15 protein-coding genes are annotated in these 17,003 nt (G+C 68.8%); 4 read left to right on the top strand and 11 right to left on the bottom strand.

What is annotated here, in order from left to right; genetic code table 11:
- Positions 1-498: 498 nt before the first annotated feature.
- The 6 genes from DMH03_RS22735 to DMH03_RS22760 form a co-directional block, all read right to left on the bottom strand.
- The gene (locus DMH03_RS22735) at positions 499-1,824 is read right to left on the bottom strand and encodes an SPFH domain-containing protein (protein WP_199749020.1); all 1,326 of its coding nucleotides are present in this window, start codon (positions 1,822-1,824) and stop codon (positions 499-501) included.
- A gap of 58 nt (positions 1,825-1,882) precedes the next feature.
- Entirely contained in the window at positions 1,883-2,314 is a 432-nt protein-coding gene (locus DMH03_RS22740; protein ID WP_125787764.1) for an NfeD family protein, read from the bottom strand.
- Positions 2,315-2,409: 95 nt separating this feature from the next.
- Entirely contained in the window at positions 2,410-3,225 is an 816-nt protein-coding gene (locus tag DMH03_RS22745; RefSeq protein WP_125787763.1) for a DUF3097 domain-containing protein, read from the bottom strand.
- A gap of 50 nt (positions 3,226-3,275) precedes the next feature.
- Positions 3,276-4,175 (bottom strand): aminoglycoside phosphotransferase family protein, encoded by a 900-nt coding sequence (locus tag DMH03_RS22750; protein WP_125794046.1) that lies wholly within the window; start codon positions 4,173-4,175, stop codon positions 3,276-3,278.
- Positions 4,160-4,942 (bottom strand): SCO1664 family protein, encoded by a 783-nt coding sequence (locus tag DMH03_RS22755; protein ID WP_125794047.1) that lies wholly within the window; start codon positions 4,940-4,942, stop codon positions 4,160-4,162. The genes DMH03_RS22750 and DMH03_RS22755 overlap by 16 nt, the downstream gene beginning before the upstream one ends.
- Positions 4,943-4,946: 4 nt before the next feature.
- Positions 4,947-5,522, bottom strand: a complete 576-nt coding sequence (locus DMH03_RS22760) for a DUF3090 domain-containing protein (protein ID WP_125678033.1) — start codon at positions 5,520-5,522, stop codon at positions 4,947-4,949.
- Between the two features lie 121 nt (positions 5,523-5,643).
- Here DMH03_RS22760 and DMH03_RS22765 point away from each other — a divergent pair, with 121 nt between their 5' ends.
- From DMH03_RS22765 to DMH03_RS22780, 4 genes are read left to right on the top strand one after another with little or no spacing between them, the layout of a single operon-like run.
- The gene (locus DMH03_RS22765; RefSeq protein WP_125794048.1) at positions 5,644-7,584 is read left to right on the top strand and encodes a prolyl oligopeptidase family serine peptidase; all 1,941 of its coding nucleotides are present in this window, start codon (positions 5,644-5,646) and stop codon (positions 7,582-7,584) included.
- Positions 7,581-8,468 carry an LD-carboxypeptidase gene (locus DMH03_RS22770; RefSeq protein ID WP_125794049.1) on the top strand — a complete coding sequence of 296 codons (888 nt, stop codon included), beginning with the start codon at positions 7,581-7,583 and terminating at the stop codon, positions 8,466-8,468. Before DMH03_RS22765 ends, DMH03_RS22770 begins: the two co-directional genes overlap by 4 nt.
- 48 nt (positions 8,469-8,516) lie before the next feature.
- Positions 8,517-9,143, top strand: coding sequence for a bifunctional 2-polyprenyl-6-hydroxyphenol methylase/3-demethylubiquinol 3-O-methyltransferase UbiG (locus DMH03_RS22775; RefSeq protein WP_125794050.1), 627 nt, complete (start codon positions 8,517-8,519; stop codon positions 9,141-9,143).
- A 13-nt stretch (positions 9,144-9,156) separates the two neighbouring features.
- Positions 9,157-9,573 (top strand): TIGR03668 family PPOX class F420-dependent oxidoreductase, encoded by a 417-nt coding sequence (locus DMH03_RS22780; protein ID WP_125794051.1) that lies wholly within the window; start codon positions 9,157-9,159, stop codon positions 9,571-9,573.
- 304 nt (positions 9,574-9,877) lie between these two features.
- Here the strand turns inward: DMH03_RS22780 and mptB are convergent, their stop codons facing one another.
- Genes mptB through DMH03_RS22805 form a run of 5 tightly spaced genes read right to left on the bottom strand, consistent with a single transcriptional unit; the run spans position 9,878 to position 16,948 of the window.
- Complete coding sequence (mptB, locus tag DMH03_RS22785) at positions 9,878-11,440, bottom strand: polyprenol phosphomannose-dependent alpha 1,6 mannosyltransferase MptB (protein ID WP_125794052.1); 1,563 nt, start codon at positions 11,438-11,440, stop codon at positions 9,878-9,880.
- 14 nt (positions 11,441-11,454) lie between these two features.
- Entirely contained in the window at positions 11,455-13,125 is a 1,671-nt protein-coding gene (gene nikE / locus DMH03_RS22790) for an ABC transporter ATP-binding protein (protein ID WP_125794053.1), read from the bottom strand.
- Positions 13,122-14,027 carry an ABC transporter permease gene (locus DMH03_RS22795; RefSeq protein WP_125794054.1) on the bottom strand — a complete coding sequence of 302 codons (906 nt, stop codon included), beginning with the start codon at positions 14,025-14,027 and terminating at the stop codon, positions 13,122-13,124. Before DMH03_RS22795 ends, nikE begins: the two co-directional genes overlap by 4 nt.
- The gene (locus DMH03_RS22800) at positions 14,024-15,055 is read right to left on the bottom strand and encodes an ABC transporter permease (RefSeq protein WP_125794055.1); all 1,032 of its coding nucleotides are present in this window, start codon (positions 15,053-15,055) and stop codon (positions 14,024-14,026) included. Before DMH03_RS22800 ends, DMH03_RS22795 begins: the two co-directional genes overlap by 4 nt.
- Before the next feature lie 6 nt (positions 15,056-15,061).
- Positions 15,062-16,948, bottom strand: coding sequence for an ABC transporter substrate-binding protein (locus tag DMH03_RS22805; protein WP_233611596.1), 1,887 nt, complete (start codon positions 16,946-16,948; stop codon positions 15,062-15,064).
- Positions 16,949-17,003 lie beyond the last annotated feature (55 nt).

Consider the following 17,003-nt stretch of genomic DNA (forward strand, 5'->3'; position numbering starts at 1 on the left):
CCGCCCCGCCCGAATCCCCTCCCAGAACCCCACCCGCACATCCCGCACCAACGGCACACGACCCGCCAACACAACCTCCGACCACAATCGGTGTTGCAACGACCCCGTGAACCCAAGAGGCCCTCACTACCTTCAGCCCAGGTCCCGGGCAAAGTCGCATAACCGCTGGTCGGTGACGCTCCTGGTGAGGCGGACTGGACGTCGTCGGCTATCCGGCGACCGGATGTCCATTTGACGCATAGACGTACGGCTCACGAACTTGACCGGCTCCGCACCAGTGTCCTTCATGTACTGGTGAAGGTGTGAAGGTCGAGTTTCCTCGGCTGAGCCGAGGGAAGGGGGCCTTCACGCGCAGCCGTTGTGACCGCTGATGCCTATGGGGCGAACGTGGCGGTCATCGAGTCCGTGAACTAAGCCCCCTCCACACACTGCCCGAAACCCCCTAAAGCAAACAAAGAGGGCCGCCCCACTAGGGACGGCCCTCTTTCTTGACCTGACTCAGTGCTGCGCCGGACCGCCCTGCGGCCCACCGAACGGGCCCTGCTGCGGGAACGGGCCGCTGCCCGGCCCCTGCGACGGCGGCCCCTGGTACGGGCCACCCTGCGGACCGGCGGGCGGCTGCGGCTGCGGCAACCGGGAGGGCGGCGGAACCTGAGGCTCCGGTGCGGCCTCCGGCTCGGGAGCGACCTGGCGCGGAGCGGGTGGCTCCTGCCGCGGCGTCGCGACACCCAGCGCCGGAACTTCCTTGCGTGCCACGGCTTCCGCGGCCGCGACGGCCTCGGCGACCTTCGGGTCGCTGGAGGTGTCGAACCAGCCCTGGACCTCTTCGTCCTCCAGGTCCGGCTTCTCGACCGGTTCTTCCTTCGGCGGCTCGTAGCGGAACACGCCGTCGTCGCCGGGGGCGCCGAGCGCGCGGGCGAAGCCTTCCAGGGCCTTGCCGTAGTCGCTCGGGATCATCCAGACCTTGTTCGCGTCGCCCTGCGCCAGCTGCGGCAGGGTCTGCAGGTACTGGTACGCCAGGACCTCGGGCGTGGGACGCCCGGCCTTGATCGCCGCGAAGACCTTCTCGATGGCCTTCGCCTGACCCTGCGCCTGAAGGTACCGGGCGGCACGTTCACCCTGCGCCCGCAGGATCCGCGACTGCCGCTCGGCCTCCGCGCCAAGGATCGCGGCCTGCTTGGCACCTTCGGCCGCGAGGATCTGGCTCTGCTTCTGACCTTCCGCGGTCTTGATCGCCGATTCCCGCTGACCTTCGGCGGTCAGGATCATCGCGCGCTTCTCACGGTCGGCACGCATCTGCTTCTCCATCGAGTCCTGGATGGAGGGCGGCGGGTCGATCGCCTTCAGCTCGACGCGGGCGACGCGGATGCCCCAGCGGCCGGTGGCCTCGTCGAGCACCCCGCGAAGCTGGCTGTTGATCGAGTCACGCGAGGTCAGCGTCTGCTCGAGGCTCATGCCACCGACGACGTTACGCAGTGTCGTGGTGGTCAGCTGCTCGACACCGACGATGTAGTTCGAGATCTCGTAGACCGCGGCGCGCGAGTCGGTCACCTGGAAGTACACGACCGTGTCGATCGACACGGTCAGGTTGTCCTCGGTGATCACGGGCTGCGGCGGGAACGAGACGACCTGCTCGCGGAGGTCGATCCGCGCCCGCACCTTGTCCAGGAAGGGCACCAGAAACGTCAGGCCGGGAGAAGCCACCGTCCGGAACCGGCCCAGCCGTTCGATCACAGCGGACTGCGCCTGCGGCACCACCATGATCGCCTTGACCACGACGACGACCACGAACAACGCGAGCAATCCGACGACGATGAACACCACTGTTTCTGACAACTACCTTCCCCTTACGTAGAAACCCTTTGCTGTTCGGCCGTCCGGCTCACAGCTCGGCGGAGACGACCGCCGTGGCGCCCGAGATCTCGACGACCGTCACCGATGTCCCCGGGGCGATCGGTTCCCCTTCGGTCATGGCCCGGGCCGACCAGACGTCGCCCGCCAGCTTCACCTGCCCGGCTTCGACGTCCACTGTGGACACTACTACCGCTCGCGCGCCGATCAGCGCGTCGGTGTTGGTCTTGATGTCCGGTCCCGCGAGGAACCGGCGTTTGAGGGCGGGCCGGACGAGGGCGAGCATCCCGACCGAGGCGACGGCGAACACCGCGACGTCGATGAACGGGTTCCCGGTCAGTGCGGCGGAGCCTGCCCCGAACAGGGCTCCCGCGCCGACCATGAGCAGGAACAGGTCACCCGAGAGCAGCTCGGCGATGATCAAGAGGATCCCGGCGATCAGCCAGATGAGAGCGCCTGTCATGCGTTCATGCTCCCAGATCGCGCCGATTCATACCGAAGAAGCGAAACCGACGTGACCGACGCGTGACCTTGAGTGACCTCGCGCAAACCGGTCATTCAGGACTCCTCGCCCGGGTCGGAGACGAAGTCGATGAGCCGCTCCACCGCTCCGATCAGCGGCGTTTCCAGATCCCGGTAGCTGCCGACCGCCGCCAGGACGCGCTGCCAGCCCTCCCACGGCTCGCCCCAGCCGAGCGCGTCGCAGACACCCTGTTTCCACTCCGTGCCACGCGGGATCTTCGGCCAGCCGCGGATTCCGACGACCGCGGGTTTCACGGCCTCCCAGATGTCGATGTACGGATGCCCGGTGATCAGCACGTTCTCGTCGCGGATTCCGTCGACGATCCGGGATTCCTTACTGCCCGCGACCAGATGGTCCACCAGCACACCGAGGCGACGGCCGGTTCCGGTGCCGAATTCGTCGATGCGATCGGCGAGCACGTCCACACCATCGAGTGGTTCCACCACCACGCCCTCGACCCGCAGGTCGTGTCCCCAGACCCGTTCGACGAGTTCGGCGTCGTGCTTGCCCTCCACCCAGATGCGCGAATCGCGGGCGACCCGGGCCTTGAGCCCTTGGACCTGGACCGACCCGGACGCGGAGATCCGCCTGGCCGGGGTCTTCGGGGCCGCCTTCGCGGGCACCAGCGTGACCGGTTTGCCTTCGAGCAGGAAACCCGCGGGATTCAGCGGGAACACGCGGTGCTTGCCGTGCCGGTCTTCGAGGACGACGTTGCCGTACTCGATCTTCACCACGGCACCGCAGTAGCCGCTGGCCGGGTCTTCGACCACGAGCCCGGGTTCGGCGGGCACCTCGGGGATCTTCCGCTTGCGCGGGCCGGACAGCACGTCGTCGTACGAATGGGAGCGCACGGCGATCGACGCTATCGGGGCACGCGGCCGGCGTCTCCCCGCCACGCCGGTCAGGCGGCCAACCGGAGCATCGCTTCGACGAACGGGGTCCGCTCACCCCGTTCGAGCGGGCGCATCACGAACAGCGGCGCGAGTGCGACACACCACGCGCGCACTCGGCCGGCGTCGAATCCGGGAAGGTGCGGGGCGATCGCGTCGAAGCCGTCTTCGAGCGTGCCGCCTTCTTGCATCGGCAGTGTGACCCAGTCGGCCAGATCGAAGAACGGGTCCCCGACGCTCGGCCGCGGATCGATCGCGACCGCGCCCCGTCCGGGCCCGCCGTCGAGGACGTTGCCCGGATGCAGGTCACCGTGCACGATCGCGGTCCCTCCCCCGTCGGTCGCGAGAGCCAGCGCCCGCAGCCGGGCGCGATCGAGCGTCTCCAGCGACAACGTGGACTCGGCCACCGATCCGCGCAGCCCTCGCTCGGCGAGGCCGTACATGAAGGTGACCCGGTCTTCCAACGTCGAGAAGCCTGGCGGCGGCGTCACCGCATGGATCTGGGTCAGCAGATCGCCGACCTCCGCCCACGGCACGTTCGCCTCCGCCTCCAGCAGCTGCGTGCCGGGATCGATGCCCTCCAGCAGGATCGCCCCGTCGGCGAGTTCGGCAGCGAGCACCTGCACAACTCGCGAACAGCCGTCCCACGCCCGGAGCGCGGCGGCCTCGGACTCGGCGATCGCGCGATCCGGGGTGAGTTTGAGGACCTTCTTGGCGCCGTCTTCCCCCGCACAGATCAGGGTCCGGCCGGTGTTGCCCGGCTTCGCATCGACGACGGTCAGCCCCCACCGCGCCGCCAGCCGCGCCACGAGCGCGGGCAACTCGTCGCACCAGGTCGTGACGTCTTCGCCGAATCGCTTGATCAGCCGTGCGCGGGCCTGATCGTCCAGCACCTTCAGAACAGCGGCCACGGGATGGCGCGCCAGTCGTCGCCGGGCTCCGGGAAGACACCCTCCGCCAGAAGCAGGTCGGTGCGCTCGGCCAGCGCGCGGATCTCGAAACCCGTGAGGTGCTCGCCGAGCGCGTCGCCGAGTTCGCCGTCCAGCCGCTCGCGCAGACCACGAAGCCCGCCGACCTCGGCCTCGCTCAGCCGCTCACCGATCCAGCCCCAGAGCACCGTCCTCAGCTTCGGGTCGGTGTGCAGGCAGATGCCGTGGTCGACGCCGTAGATCCGGCCGTCGGCACCGGCGAGCACGTGGCCGCCCTTGCGGTCGGTGTTGTTGACCACGATGTCGAGCAGGGCGAGTTCCCGCATCCCCGGCCGGTCCGCGTGCGCGAGCACCGCGGGTTCACCGTCGCGGTCGTGTGCGTGCAGCACGACGCGCCAGTCGTCCGGCAGGTTGTCCGGGGAGCGGACGTCGACCAGTTCCTCGTCGGTGGTCTCGATCCACAGCTGCACCATGCCGGGCCCGAACGGCCCGTCGCGCAGCACCGTGGGCGGGATCGCGCCGAGCCCCGAGGCGTCGGCGACCATGGCCGTCGCGACCTCGCGGCCGGCGAGCGTCCCGTCCGGGAAATCCCACAACGGTCGCTCACCCGACACCGGTTTGTACACGACGTTGCCGGTGACGCCGTCGAGTTCGATCGTGCAGAAGAGCGTGACGTTGGAGGCGTCGACGAGCCTGCCTTCGACGTCGATCTTGCCGCGCGTCACCAGCTCCCGCGAAGTCTCCGTCACCCGGTCAGTCCTCGAGGACGTCGACGTCGCGCCGGTACCCGTTCTGCCGCGGGCAGATGTGGCCCGCCGGGTCGAGCGGCTCGGCGCACAGCGGGCACGGCTTGCGGCCGGCGTTGACCACCCGGTCCGCTCGCTCCGCGAAAGCGCGCGCCGCGCCAGGGCTCAGGAAGACACGGACGGCGTCCGGACCTTCTTCGGTGTCGTCCAGAACGACCGTTTCGTCCACCTCGCCTTCCGTCATCGCGAGCAGTTCGATGACGACGGCGCTGCTCTCCGCGTCCCAGCCGAGACCCATGGTGCCGACGCGGAACTCCTCCTCGACCGGAACCGTGAGGGGGTCGACGTCGAGGAGCTCGTCGGGCGCGTCGTCCGGTACGTCCGCGCCGAACCGGCTGGCGACCTCTTCCAGCAGCGAGCCGAGCCTTTCGGCCAAGACCACGACCTGCTGTTTTTCGATCGTCACACTGATCGTGCGGACGTCCTCGGACGCCTGGAGGTAGAACGTGCGGTCGCCGGGCTCACCGACGGTTCCTGCGACGAACCGGTCGGGCTGGCGGAAGACGTGGATTACGCGAGACATGGCACCATTGACCCTAGGCCACGGCCCCATGATCGGCATCCGCCGCCCCAAGGTTCAGCCGAGGGCGAAACCGCCGCGCCCCGGGCCGTCATCGGCAAAGGGACGAACCTAGTCTTCCCCTGTGGTTGAGATCGCCCCTTACGGCACCTGGACGTCTCCCCTGTCGGCCGCCGATGTCGCGGCCTCGGGAGTCAGCGCGCAATGGCTCGGAACGGCGGGAAACGAGGTGTGGTGGGCCGAAGCGAGAACCGGTGAGGGCGGCCGCGTGACCCTCGTGAGGTCCCGCGCCGACGGCACGGTCGAAGACGTCCTTCCCGCTCCGTGGAACGTCAGGAACCGGGTCCACGAGTACGGCGGCCGTCCCTGGCTCGTCCTCGGCGACGACCTGGTCTTCACCCACTGGGCCGATCAGCGCGTCTACCACCGCGACCTGACCACCGGCGTGACGACTCCGCTCACCCCGGAACCGGCCACCCGGCACCAGATCCGCTACAGCGACCTGCGGCCCGGCCGGACCGGCGAAGTGTGGCTGGTACGCGAACGCAGCACCGGCCCCCGGCGCGTCGACATCGCCCGCGACCTCATCGCCGTTCCTCTCGACGGCGGCCCGGAACGGGTGTTGACGGCCAGTCACCACTTCCTCACCGCGCCGCAGCTCTCCCCCGACGGCACGCGTGCGGCGTGGATCGGCTGGAACCATCCCGCGATGCCTTGGGACGGCACGGAACTGTGCGTCGCCGAACTCCGCGAGGACGGCACCTTCGGGCCCCACCGCGTCCTCGCCGGCGCGGCGGACATCTCCGTCTGCCAGGTCGAATGGGAGACGGCGGACAGTCTGCTGGCGCTGCTCGACCCGGACGGCTGGTGGAATCTGCACCGCGTCGGGCTCGACGGCGTCATCACGAACGTCGCACCGTTGGAGCAGGAGATCGGCGGTGCGCAGTGGAAACTCGGCGCCCGCTGGTTCACGCCGCTCGGGGACGGCAAGTTCGCCGTCATCGCCTCGGGCAAGCTCGCCGTCCTCGACGAGACGACGCGGCAAGTGACCCCGGTGGCGGCCGCCGCCGACCTCACCGCGTGGTCCACCAACGGTTTCGCCGCCCACGACGGCTGCGTGGTCGGCGTCGCGGCAGGCCCGGCACGCGAAGGCGCCGTCGTGAAGGTCGATCTTGAAGCCGGGACGGTCACCGAACTCGCGCCGGCGCCCGAACCGCCGTCGCCCGCCTACCTGTCGACACCGGTGGAGCGGATCTTCAAGACCGACGACGGCGACCAGATCCCGGCTTTCGTCTATCTGCCCGCGAACGCCGACTTCACCGCGCCGCACGGCGAACGTCCGCCGCTGTTCGTGTACCCGCACGGCGGACCGACCGGCCGGGACAGCGCGGTGCTCGACTACGAGATCGCGTACTTCACCAGCCGCGGGATCGCCGTCGTCACGGTGAACTACGGCGGCTCGACCGGATACGGCCGCGCCTACCGCGAACGGCTGCGGGAACAGTGGGGCGTCGTCGACGTCGCGGACTGTGTCACCGTCGCCGAGTCCCTCGCCGCCGAAGGCACCGTCGACGGCGACAGGCTGGCGATCCGCGGCGGCAGCGCCGGTGGGTACACCTCCGCCGCCTCGCTGACCACCACGACGACCTACCGCGCGGGCACCGTGATGTACCCGATCCTCGACCTCGGCCAGTGGACCGGTGACGGCGGTGAGACGCACGACTTCGAGTCCCGCTACCTCGACGGGCTGGTCGGGCCGCTGCCGGACTGCGAACAGCGCTATCGGGACCGGTCGCCGATCAACAACGCGGGCACCCTCGCGGGCCCGTTGTTGTTCTTGCAGGGCTTGGAGGACGAGATCTGCCCGCCGGAGCAGGCGGATCGGTTCGTGGCCGAGCTGGCGGGGCGCGGCATCGAGCACGCCTACCTGAGGTTCGAAGGCGAACAGCACGGTTTCCGGAAGGCGGAGACGATCGTGGCCGCACTGGAAGCGGAGTTGTCGTTCTACGGTCAGGTCTTCGGCTTCGAGACGCCCGGCGTGCCGAAGCTCCGGCTGAGCCGATGAGGCCGGCGAAGACGCGGCCGGGCGACACGATCGCCCTGGTCGCCCCGGCGGGTCCGGTCCCGGCGGATCTGGTCGAGAAGGCCCTGCCGGTCCTCCGCGGCTGGGGCGTCGAAGTCCACGTCGGCGAGTGCGTCCGCGCGGCGTCCACCGGCTACCTGTCGGCATCCGACGAGGCACGGGCCGCCGAGTTCACCCGCGCCTGGCTGGACCCCGGGGTGACCTGCGTCCTCGCCGCTCGCGGCGGCTACGGCTCACAGCGGATGCTCGACCTCGTCGACTGGGCGGCGCTGCGGACGGCCGGGCCCAAGATGTTCGCCGGGTCGAGCGACGTGACGGCACTGCACCTGGCCGTGAACGTCCACTTGGGACTGGAGACGCTGTTCTCGCCCATGCCCGCGACCACGCTGTTCGACGCGGTCGCCGCCGAACACTTGCGGCTTTCGTTGTTCGAGCCGGACTCCGTACGGACGATCGCTTCGCCGACGTCGTCACCGCTGGTGCCGGGCACCGCGACCGGCACGCTGGTCGGAGGCAACCTCGCCCTGCTGGCCTCGAGCCTCGGCACTCCGGAACAAGGCTCGGCCCGCGACGCGATCGTGGTGTTGGAGGACGTCACCGAGAGCCTCTACCGGATCGATCGGATGCTCACGCAGTTGCTCCGTTCCGGCTGGCTCGACGGCGTCCGCGGCTTCGTGCTGGGTTCGTGGAAGTCCTGCGGTGAGCCCGAGGCGATCCGAGCCCTGATGCTCGACCGTCTCGGACCCCTCGGCGTGCCCATGGCCTGGGAATTCGGCGTCGGGCACGTCCCCGCGTCACCGACCATCCCCCTCGGTGCGCGGGCCACTCTCGACGCGGACGCGGGCACCCTCCAGGTTTTGCCATAACGGCAACGGAACTTGCGCCTTTGGTCGAATCGAGGGCATCTTTCGGACATGGATTCCACACAACAGTTCTGGGAAGACTTCTATCGCGACAAAGAGCAGGTCTGGAGCGGTAAGGCGAACCCGATCCTGGTGAACGAGGTCGCCTCGCTCACCCCGGGCACGGCACTCGATCTCGGCTGCGGCGAAGGCGGCGACGCCATCTGGCTCGCCCAGCAGGGTTGGCGCGTCACCGCCGTCGACATCTCGGAGGTCGCGCTCGAACGCGCCGCCGGGCACGCGGCCGAGGCCGGCGTCGAAGGCATCGTCTGGGAACGTCACGACCTGGCGAAGTCGTTCCCGGAGGGGCGCTTCGACCTCGTTTCCGCGCAGTTCTTCCACTCCCCCGTCGAGGTGGACGGCGAGCGGGACAAGGCACTCCGCCGCGCCGGCCTGGTCGTCGCCCCGGGCGGCACCCTGGTGGTCGCCGGCCACGCGGGCTGGCCGACGTGGATGGAAGAGCCGCCGCACAAGCACGCCCACTTCCCGACGACGGCCGAGGTCCTCGAAACGCTGGCGCTGGCCGACGGTGAGTGGACCGTGGAGCGGCAAGAACTGATCACGCACGATTTCCCGGGGCCGGAAGGACAGCACGGAACGCGTTCGGACAACGTGCTCCGCGTGCGACGCTCGGGCTAGGTACCGTCGCCATATGCGGATGACGCCTGCGGAAGCCCGGTCACGGTTCGAAGGCGAGCGGATAGCGAGGCTCGCGACGACGGGCTCGGACGGCGTGCCGCATCTGGTGCCGGTGACGTTCGTCGTCGAAGGCGACTCGGTCGCGTTCGCGATCGATCACAAGCCGAAGAGCACCACGGCGTTGCGGCGACTGAAGAACATCGCCGAGAACCCGGTGGTCAGCTTCCTGACCGACCACTATGCCGAGGACTGGACCGGGCTGTGGTGGGCCCGGGCGGACGGTGTCGCCCGGGTACTGACCGATCCCGACGAGCAGGCGCTGCCGGTGCGGCTGCTGCGGGAGAAGTATCCGCAGTACGAGGAGCAACCCGCTCCGCATGCCGTGGTGAGCACGCTGGTCCACTCCTGGAGTGGGTGGCGGGCTTCTTGAGCCTTCTTTTGGCGTTGTTGCCGCTGTGCGGCAACAACGCCATCGCCGTGCCGTATAGGTCATTATACACTTTGGTGGCCGGGTCAAGTCCGTGAAGGCCTCCTTGAGGGACTCTGGGTCCGTGAAGGGGGCCTTCACGGACCGCTAGCTCGCCTCAGGAGTCACAACTTGACCGCGTGAAGGCCCCCTTCACGCGGCTCAGCCGAGGAACTCGCCCTTCTCGACTGCGGCGTCCGTGCCCAAGTACATGAAAGCCCCCTTCCTTGCGTCTAGCGCAAGCAAGGGGGCCTTCATGTACCGAAAATCAGGAGGAGCGAGGAGCCTCGGCGGGCAGGAACTGCTCCACCGGCCTCCCCCGCCAAGCCGAGACGATGCCCAGCGGATCCGGCCGCAGCAGCGACGCGGCCGCGTACACGCTCGCCGCGACGACGCCCGCCATGAACCACCAGTCGTACAGCGCCTGCTCCCCTGTCGGGTAGTAGACCAGTGTCACGAACACCGACACCGCGACGACGACCGCGAGGTTCCGGCGGCGCCACTCGAACGCGGACAGGACCACGAAACCCCAGGTCAGGTACCACGGCAGTGAGGGCGGCGGGACGATCGCGCCGGCCAGCAGGACGATCGCCATCCGGTGGATCGCCGGGTTGCCGCCGTTGCGGGCGAGCCACCATTGGCGGCCGGCGAAGACGAACAGGCCGACCATCGCGATCGCCCGGAACACGGTGACGAACGGCGAGACCTCGACGTCGATCACCAGGTTCACCAGCGAGTAGAAGATCTCGCCGATCCCGGTCGGGAAGTTCATCCAGTTCGCGATCAGCGTCGGCGCCTTGAGGCCGGTCAGCCAGCCGAGGTTGACCGAGCCGAGCGACAGCCACGTGCCCGCGACGAACACCGGCAGGAAGATCCCGACCGAGGCGGCGCCAGCGCGGAAGAAGTTGACCACCTTCCGGTCGCCGGGCAGGTGGTTCGCCCACACCCAGACCAGGAACGGCAGCGCCCACGCCGCGGTGGGTTTGATCAGCATGCCGACGGTGACCAGGACGATCGCGACGACGTGTTTGCGCTCCAGCGCGGCCAGCACGCCGACGGTGAGGAAGCCCAGCATCAGCAGGTCGTTGTGCGGGCCGCCGACGAGGTGGATGACCGTCATCGGGCTGGCGATGGCGAGCCACAGGGTGATCGGCAGCTTGCCGCCGAGGTGCTTGACCAGCCGCGGCAGCGACCACAGCATCCCGACCAGGCCGATCATCAGGACCAGGCGGGTCGCGATGACACCGGCGATCATGTCGTTGCCGGTGACCGAGACGATCCACTTGGCGATCAGCAGGAACAGCGGGCCGTACGGCGCGGGCGTGGTCTGCCACAGCGGGTGCACGTTCTGCACGACGTCCGGCAGCACGACCAGCTCGGCCGGGCCGTTGGCGTACGGGTCGAGCCCGTTGAGGAGCTGAGCGCCCTGCGCGAGGTAGGAGAAGACGTCGCGGGTGAACAGCGGCGGCGAGACCAGCAGAGGCGCCATCCAGCAGGCGGCGGCGATCACGATCGGACGGCTGCCGATCCGGCCTGCGAGCGCGTAGCGGCCCAGCCGGACCCACGCCCAGATGATCAGCCCGAAGCCCGTGTAGAGCATCGCGTTGGCGAGGATGCGGCCGTGGCCGTACCGGATCCACGACAACGGTCCGTGCCCCAGGATCGGGTCACGGATGAGGATGCCGCCGGCGCCGAGCGCCGCCAGCATCAGCAGCGTGCTGCCGATGGTTCCCATCGCGATGGTGCGGTACGGGAACCGGGAAGGCACCCGGAGCCGCTCGCCGAGGGAACCGGCCGAGGGCGTCTGCGGGGAGTCTGTCGTGGTCGCCATTTCGAGATTGGAGGTTACACACCGCGCCTGTGCGTGTGCGCGGCAATGGGTGTTTCCCGCGCGGTACCACCGGGCAACGCCGCGAGCAGCGACTTCGTGTAGTCGTGTTTCGGGTCCAGCAGGACCTCTTCCACGGTACCGACCTCCACCAGTTCCCCGCGATACATCACCGCGACCCGGTCGGCGATGTTCCAGGCCAGCCCGAGGTCGTGGGTGATCACGAGCCCGGCGAGACCCAGCTCACGTCGCAGGCGCAGCAACAGCGCGAGGATCTCCCCTCGCACCGAAGCGTCGAGTGAGGCCACCGGTTCGTCGGCGACGATCACGCCGGGGTCCAGCGCGAGCGCGCCCGCGATGACGACCCGCTGCCGCTGCCCGCCGGACAGCTCGTGCGGGAGCCGGTCGAGGAACTTCTCCGCGGGCCGCAGTTCGGCCGCTTCGAGGGCCTTGATGACGAGCTCGTGCTCGTTCGCGGCCATTCCGTGGATGCGGGGGCCTTCCGCGACGGCCTCGTACACCGTGTGGTTCGGGTTCAGCGCGCTCGTCGGGTCCTGCAGCACGAGCTGAACCTGCCGCCGGTACGCCTTGAGCCCGGCGCCGCCGAGCGGGACCGGTTTCCCGGCGTACCGCACCGCGCCGGAGTCGGGTTTCTGCAGCCCGAGCAGTGTCCTGGCCAGTGTCGTCTTGCCAGAGCCGGACTGGCCGACGAGCGCGACGATCTCGTCCTTCCGCACCTGGAGGCTCACGCCGGCGACGGCGTTGATCCGCTTGCCGGTGCGGTCGCGGAAGCTGACGCGCAGGTCCTCGGCCTCCAGCAGCGCGGGCTGGTCACCGACGCGTTCCGGTTCCGGCGGCAAGGGTGTGCTGGTGGCGGGCGCGAACCGCGACACCGGGTCGCCGACGGTCGGGAACGCGGCCGCCAGCGCCTTGCTGTGCTCGTGCCGCGGTGCGCCCATCAGCTCCGCGCTCGGCCGTTCCTCGACGATCTCGCCGTCGTACATCACCGCGATCCGGCGGCAGGTCGCGGCGAGCACCGACAGGTCGTGGCTGATCATGATCAACCCGATCCCCTGTTCGGCGACCAGCCTGCCCAGCAGGTCGAGCACCTGTGCCTGGACGACGACGTCGAGCGCGGTGGTCGGCTCGTCCGCGATGATCAGCCGCGGTGAGCAGGCGAGTGCCATCGCGATCATGACGCGCTGTTTCTGGCCGCCGGACAGCTCGTGCGGGTACGCCCCGGCGCGGCCGGGCGGCAGGTCGACCTGTTCGAGCAGTTCCTTGACCTTGGCGTTGATCTCACCGTCCGACAGCGCCTTGCCGCCGGGCGGGTGCAGGCGGATCGGCTCGGCGATCTGCTCGCCGATCCGGCGGACCGGGTTGAGCGCGTGCATCGCGCCCTGGAACACGACCGAGGCCTCGGCCCAGCGCACCGCGCGCAGCCTGCCCCACTTCATGGCCGTGACGTCTTCGCCGTCCAGCAGGATTTCTCCGCTGACCTTGGCCGACCGCGGGAGCAACCGCAGGACGCTCATCGCGACGGTCGACTTCCCCGACCCCGACTCCCCCGCCACCCCGAGGGTGTCGCCGGGTTCGAGCACGAGGCTGACGCCGCGCACGGCAGCGACCTCACCGCTTCCGGTGGCGTAGGTGACGCCGAGGTTCTTCAGTTCCAGCAAGGGGCTCATGAGTGCTGTCCCTTCAAGCGCGGGTTCAGCACTGTCTCCAGCGCGCGTCCGACGAGGGTGAAGGCGAGAACGACCACGACGATCGCGATACCCGGCGGAAGCAGGTTCCACCAGGCGCCCTTGCTGATCGCGCCGTTGTTCAAGGCGGTCTGCAGCATGGCTCCCCAGGAGACGGTGTTCGGGTTGCCGACGCCGAGGAACGCCAGTGTCGCGTCCGCGATGACCGCGTTGCCCACGACGAGCGTGGTGTTGGCCAGCACGAGCGGCATGACGCCGGGAAGGACGTGCTTGCCGACGATGTGCAGGTGGCCGCCGCCGAGCGCTTTCGCGCGCTCGATGTACGGGCGGCCCTCGATCGTGAGGGTCTGCGCGCGGACCAGGCGCGCGGTGCTGGGCCAGGCGGTGACGCCGATGGCGATGATCACCGTCATCGTGCCCTGATCCAGCACCGAGGCGAGCGCCACGGCGAGGACGAGCGACGGCAGCACCAGGAAGAAGTCCGTGAACCGCAGCAACAGCCCGGACAGCCAGCCGCCGAAATGCGCGGCCGCGATCCCGATGACGGTGCCGATCAGCACCGAGAGGAACGCCGCCGAGAAGCCGGTGAGCAGCGAGATCCGCGCGCCCCAGAACGTCATCAGCAGCACCGAACGGCCGTCGATGTCGGTGCCCAGCCAGAACTCGCCGCTGGGCGGTTCCAGCGAACCGCCTTCGGCCTTGGTGACGTCGAGGCCGGACTCATCCGAGATCACCGGCGCGAGGATGGCCAGCAGCGTGATGAGGCCGAGGAAGGCCAGCCCGAAGACGCCCGCCTTGTTCGTCGTGAACTCGTGCCAGCGCTTCGCCACCGACTCACGACGGCGGCGCCAGACGATCGAACCGGGTTTTTCCGCTGTGGTCATGCCGTCCGCACCCTGGGGTCGAGCACGCGGTAGAGCAACTCCGCGAGCAGGTTCATCAGCACCACCGCACCCGCGAGGATGACGAAGACTCCTTGCAGGACAGGCAGATCAGGCCCGCGGAGCGCTTCGTAGAGCAGCTGCCCGAGCCCCGGCCAGCTGAACACGGCCTCCACCGAGACCGCACCCGAGACGACCATCCCGAACTGCATGAAGACCAGTGTCACCGTCGGCAGCAGGGCGTTGGGCACGGCGTGCCGCTTGCGCACGAGGTCGTCGCGCAGCCCCTTGGCCCGCGCGGTGGTGAGGTAGTCCGCATTCATCTCGCCGATCAGGGACGACCGCATGACCAGCATGTACTGCGCGTAGAACACCACCAGCAGGGTCACGCACGGCAGCACCAGATGGTGGAGAACGTCGAGCCCTTCGCTGAAGAAGCCCGGCGCGACATCCGGGGAATGCATGCCACGGCTCGGGAAGAGACCGTTGCTGGCCACCAGCAACATGAGCCCGAGCCAGAACTGCGGTACCGACCACAGCGTCAGCGCGAGTCCTGTTTGGACCTTGTCGAACCTGCTCCCCCGCCGCCAGCCCGCGCGGATGCCGAGCCACAGGCCGAGCATCACCGCGAGCACGGTCGCGCTGCCGACGAGCAGGATCGTCGGCCACAACCGCTCACCGACCATGTCGAAGACCGGGCGCCGCTGCAGGTACGAGACCCCCATGTCGCCCTGGAGCAGGCCGACGACGTAGTCCCAGAACTGTTGCAGCAGCGGCTTGTCGACGCCCATCTGCTCGCGCAGCTCGGCCATCATCTTCGGGTCGGTCGGCCGGTCGCGGACCATGAACCGCACGGGATCGCCGGGCAGTGTCCGGAACAGGAAGAACCCCAGCACGACGACGAGCGCGAGGCTCGCCAGCGCGCCGCCGATCTTGGAGAGCACGAACCGGGCGGTGCCGGTCCCGCCCCGGCGCTCGTCGGGATCGACGAGCGCCGGGGTCTGGTCGAGGGAACTGAGTGCTTCGGTCAACGAGCTCTACTCCCGGTCGTCGGCCGACTTGCCGCGCCGCCCGCCGTGCACGCCGCCGCCGACGAGCACCACGAGCACGACCGCGCCGATGCCGATCCACAGTCCGGTGTTGCTGCTTTCCTCCGCGCCCGGCGCTGCCGCGTCGGCCGGAGTGGCGCCGTAAACGCCCCAGTAGCCGGACTGCTCGAGAATCGCGCCGTCGGGCTGCGGCTGCTTGGTGAACGAGGAGAACTTGTCCGAGCGGTAGGCCTCGAGCACGTTGTCGTAGTCGAGGACGACGTCGACGTACTCGCCGGCCAGCACGGCCTGGGCCTGCTTGACGAGCTCGGCGCGCTTGGCCGGGTCGAACTCGGTCAGCTGCTTCTTGTACAGGTCTTCGTAGCGCGGGTCGCAGAAGAACGTCGACGAGCTGCCACCGTTGCCCTCCGCGTTCGGCCGGCCGGCGCAGGTGTTCAGGCTGAGGGCGTAGTCCGGGTCGGGAGAGGTGCCGTAGCCGGAGATCGCGAGGTCGTAGTTGCCCGCGGTGGTGCGGTCGTCCATCTCGTCGTCGGAGACGAGTTCCTGTTTGACACCGATGCCGATGTCCTTGAGCCAGCCGCTGACGAACTGCGCGACACGCTGGTCGAACGGCCGGTTCGCGTGGCCGGCGAGCCGGAACTCCAGCTTCGCGCCGCCGGGGGCGACGCGGATGCCGTCCGCGCCCTTGGCATAACCCGCCTGGTCGAGGGTGGTGTTCGCGGCCGCGATGTCGAACTTGGTCTTCTCCGTGTCGGACGGGGTCCAGGTGTAGGCCTTGTAGATCGCGGGCACGACACCGGTGCCGGGCTGGCCGTAGCCGTTCATCACCTTCTGGACGATGGTCTCCGTGTCGATCGCCTGCGCGATCGCCTTGCGGACCCGGTTGTCCTTCAGAATCGGGTTGCCGTCACCGATCGGCTGGTCGACGACGTTCTTGACGCCGAAGTTGATGATGAGCTCGTTGTACCGGCGGCCCGGCGCCTTGTTCGTGGTGATGTTCTTCTCGCCCTTGAGCGCGTCGAACTGCGTCGGCGTGAGCCGGTTGATGACGTCGACCTCACCCTGCTTCAGCGCGTTGACCGCGGCCTCGGCGTCCTTGAACTGCAGCAGCTGCAGTTCGTCGACCTTGGGCGCGCCACGCCAGTAGTCCTTGTTCGCCTTGAACTTCACGAACTCGTTCTTCTTGTACTCGGTCACCAGATACGGTCCGCTGCCGACGCCGACGACGGCCATCTCGTCGGTCGAGGGGGCGTTGAGGTCCTTGATCGGCTCCCAGATGTGCTTGGGCACGATCGGGACGTCGAGCGAGGTCATGCTCGCCTGCGGGGCCTTGGTCTTGATGACGAGCGTCTTGTCGTCCGGCGCGGACACCGACTCGAAGTTGGTGACGTAGCTGCCGTTCGCGGTGCGGGCGTTCTCGTCGTCGAGCATCCGCTGGAAGGTGTACGCGGGGTCCTGCGCGGTGATCGGCTTGCCGTCGGACCACTTCATCCCCTGACGGATGGCGAAGGTCCAGGTGAGCTTGTCGTCCGAGGTCTTCCAGGATTCGGCGATGCCGCCCGTGGGCTGGGTGTCCTCAGCCGAAGGCAAGGTGAGGAACTCGTAGTTGAACCGGCCGACCTGCGTCGACGCCGCCAGCTGAGCGGTGAAGGGATTCAGGTGGTCGATGCCGGTCGTGAGCGCCACCCGGAGGACCTTGCCCTGCTGCTGTGCCGCCGCGACAGGCACGAAAGGAACCGTCGCGACCGCCGAAGCGGCAAGGACCGCGACTACGCGAAGACCACGTAGTCGCTTCGGAAAACGCTCAGTGCGCACGAAGACCACCCCATCGAAACTCGCTGTAACCCAACCCCCGAGGCGGAAAAGTAACCACATATCGCGGTAACCGCGCAATGACTCGCCAACACCGATCGTGCACGGCGGATGCCGT

It is taken from the genome of Amycolatopsis sp. WAC 01376, from assembly GCF_003947415.1.
Classification (GTDB): domain Bacteria; phylum Actinomycetota; class Actinomycetes; order Mycobacteriales; family Pseudonocardiaceae; genus Amycolatopsis.

Bases quoted from the DNA above. Each gene is read 5' to 3' on its own strand.
- DMH03_RS22740 (WP_125787764.1), bottom strand. From the start codon at position 2,314: ATGACAGGCGCTCTCATCTGGCTGATCGCCGGGATCCTCTTGATCATC.
- DMH03_RS22795 (WP_125794054.1), bottom strand. From the start codon at position 14,027: ATGACCACAGCGGAAAAACCCGGTTCGATCGTCTGGCGCCGCCGTCGT.
- DMH03_RS22805 (WP_233611596.1), bottom strand. From the start codon at position 16,948: ATGTGGTTACTTTTCCGCCTCGGGGGTTGGGTTACAGCGAGTTTCGAT.
- DMH03_RS22775 (WP_125794050.1), top strand. From the start codon at position 8,517: ATGGATTCCACACAACAGTTCTGGGAAGACTTCTATCGCGACAAAGAG.
- DMH03_RS22780 (WP_125794051.1), top strand. From the start codon at position 9,157: ATGCGGATGACGCCTGCGGAAGCCCGGTCACGGTTCGAAGGCGAGCGG.
- DMH03_RS22760 (WP_125678033.1), bottom strand. From the start codon at position 5,522: ATGTCTCGCGTAATCCACGTCTTCCGCCAGCCCGACCGGTTCGTCGCA.
- mptB (WP_125794052.1), bottom strand. From the start codon at position 11,440: ATGGCGACCACGACAGACTCCCCGCAGACGCCCTCGGCCGGTTCCCTC.
- DMH03_RS22770 (WP_125794049.1), top strand. From the start codon at position 7,581: ATGAGGCCGGCGAAGACGCGGCCGGGCGACACGATCGCCCTGGTCGCC.
- nikE (WP_125794053.1), bottom strand. From the start codon at position 13,125: ATGAGCCCCTTGCTGGAACTGAAGAACCTCGGCGTCACCTACGCCACC.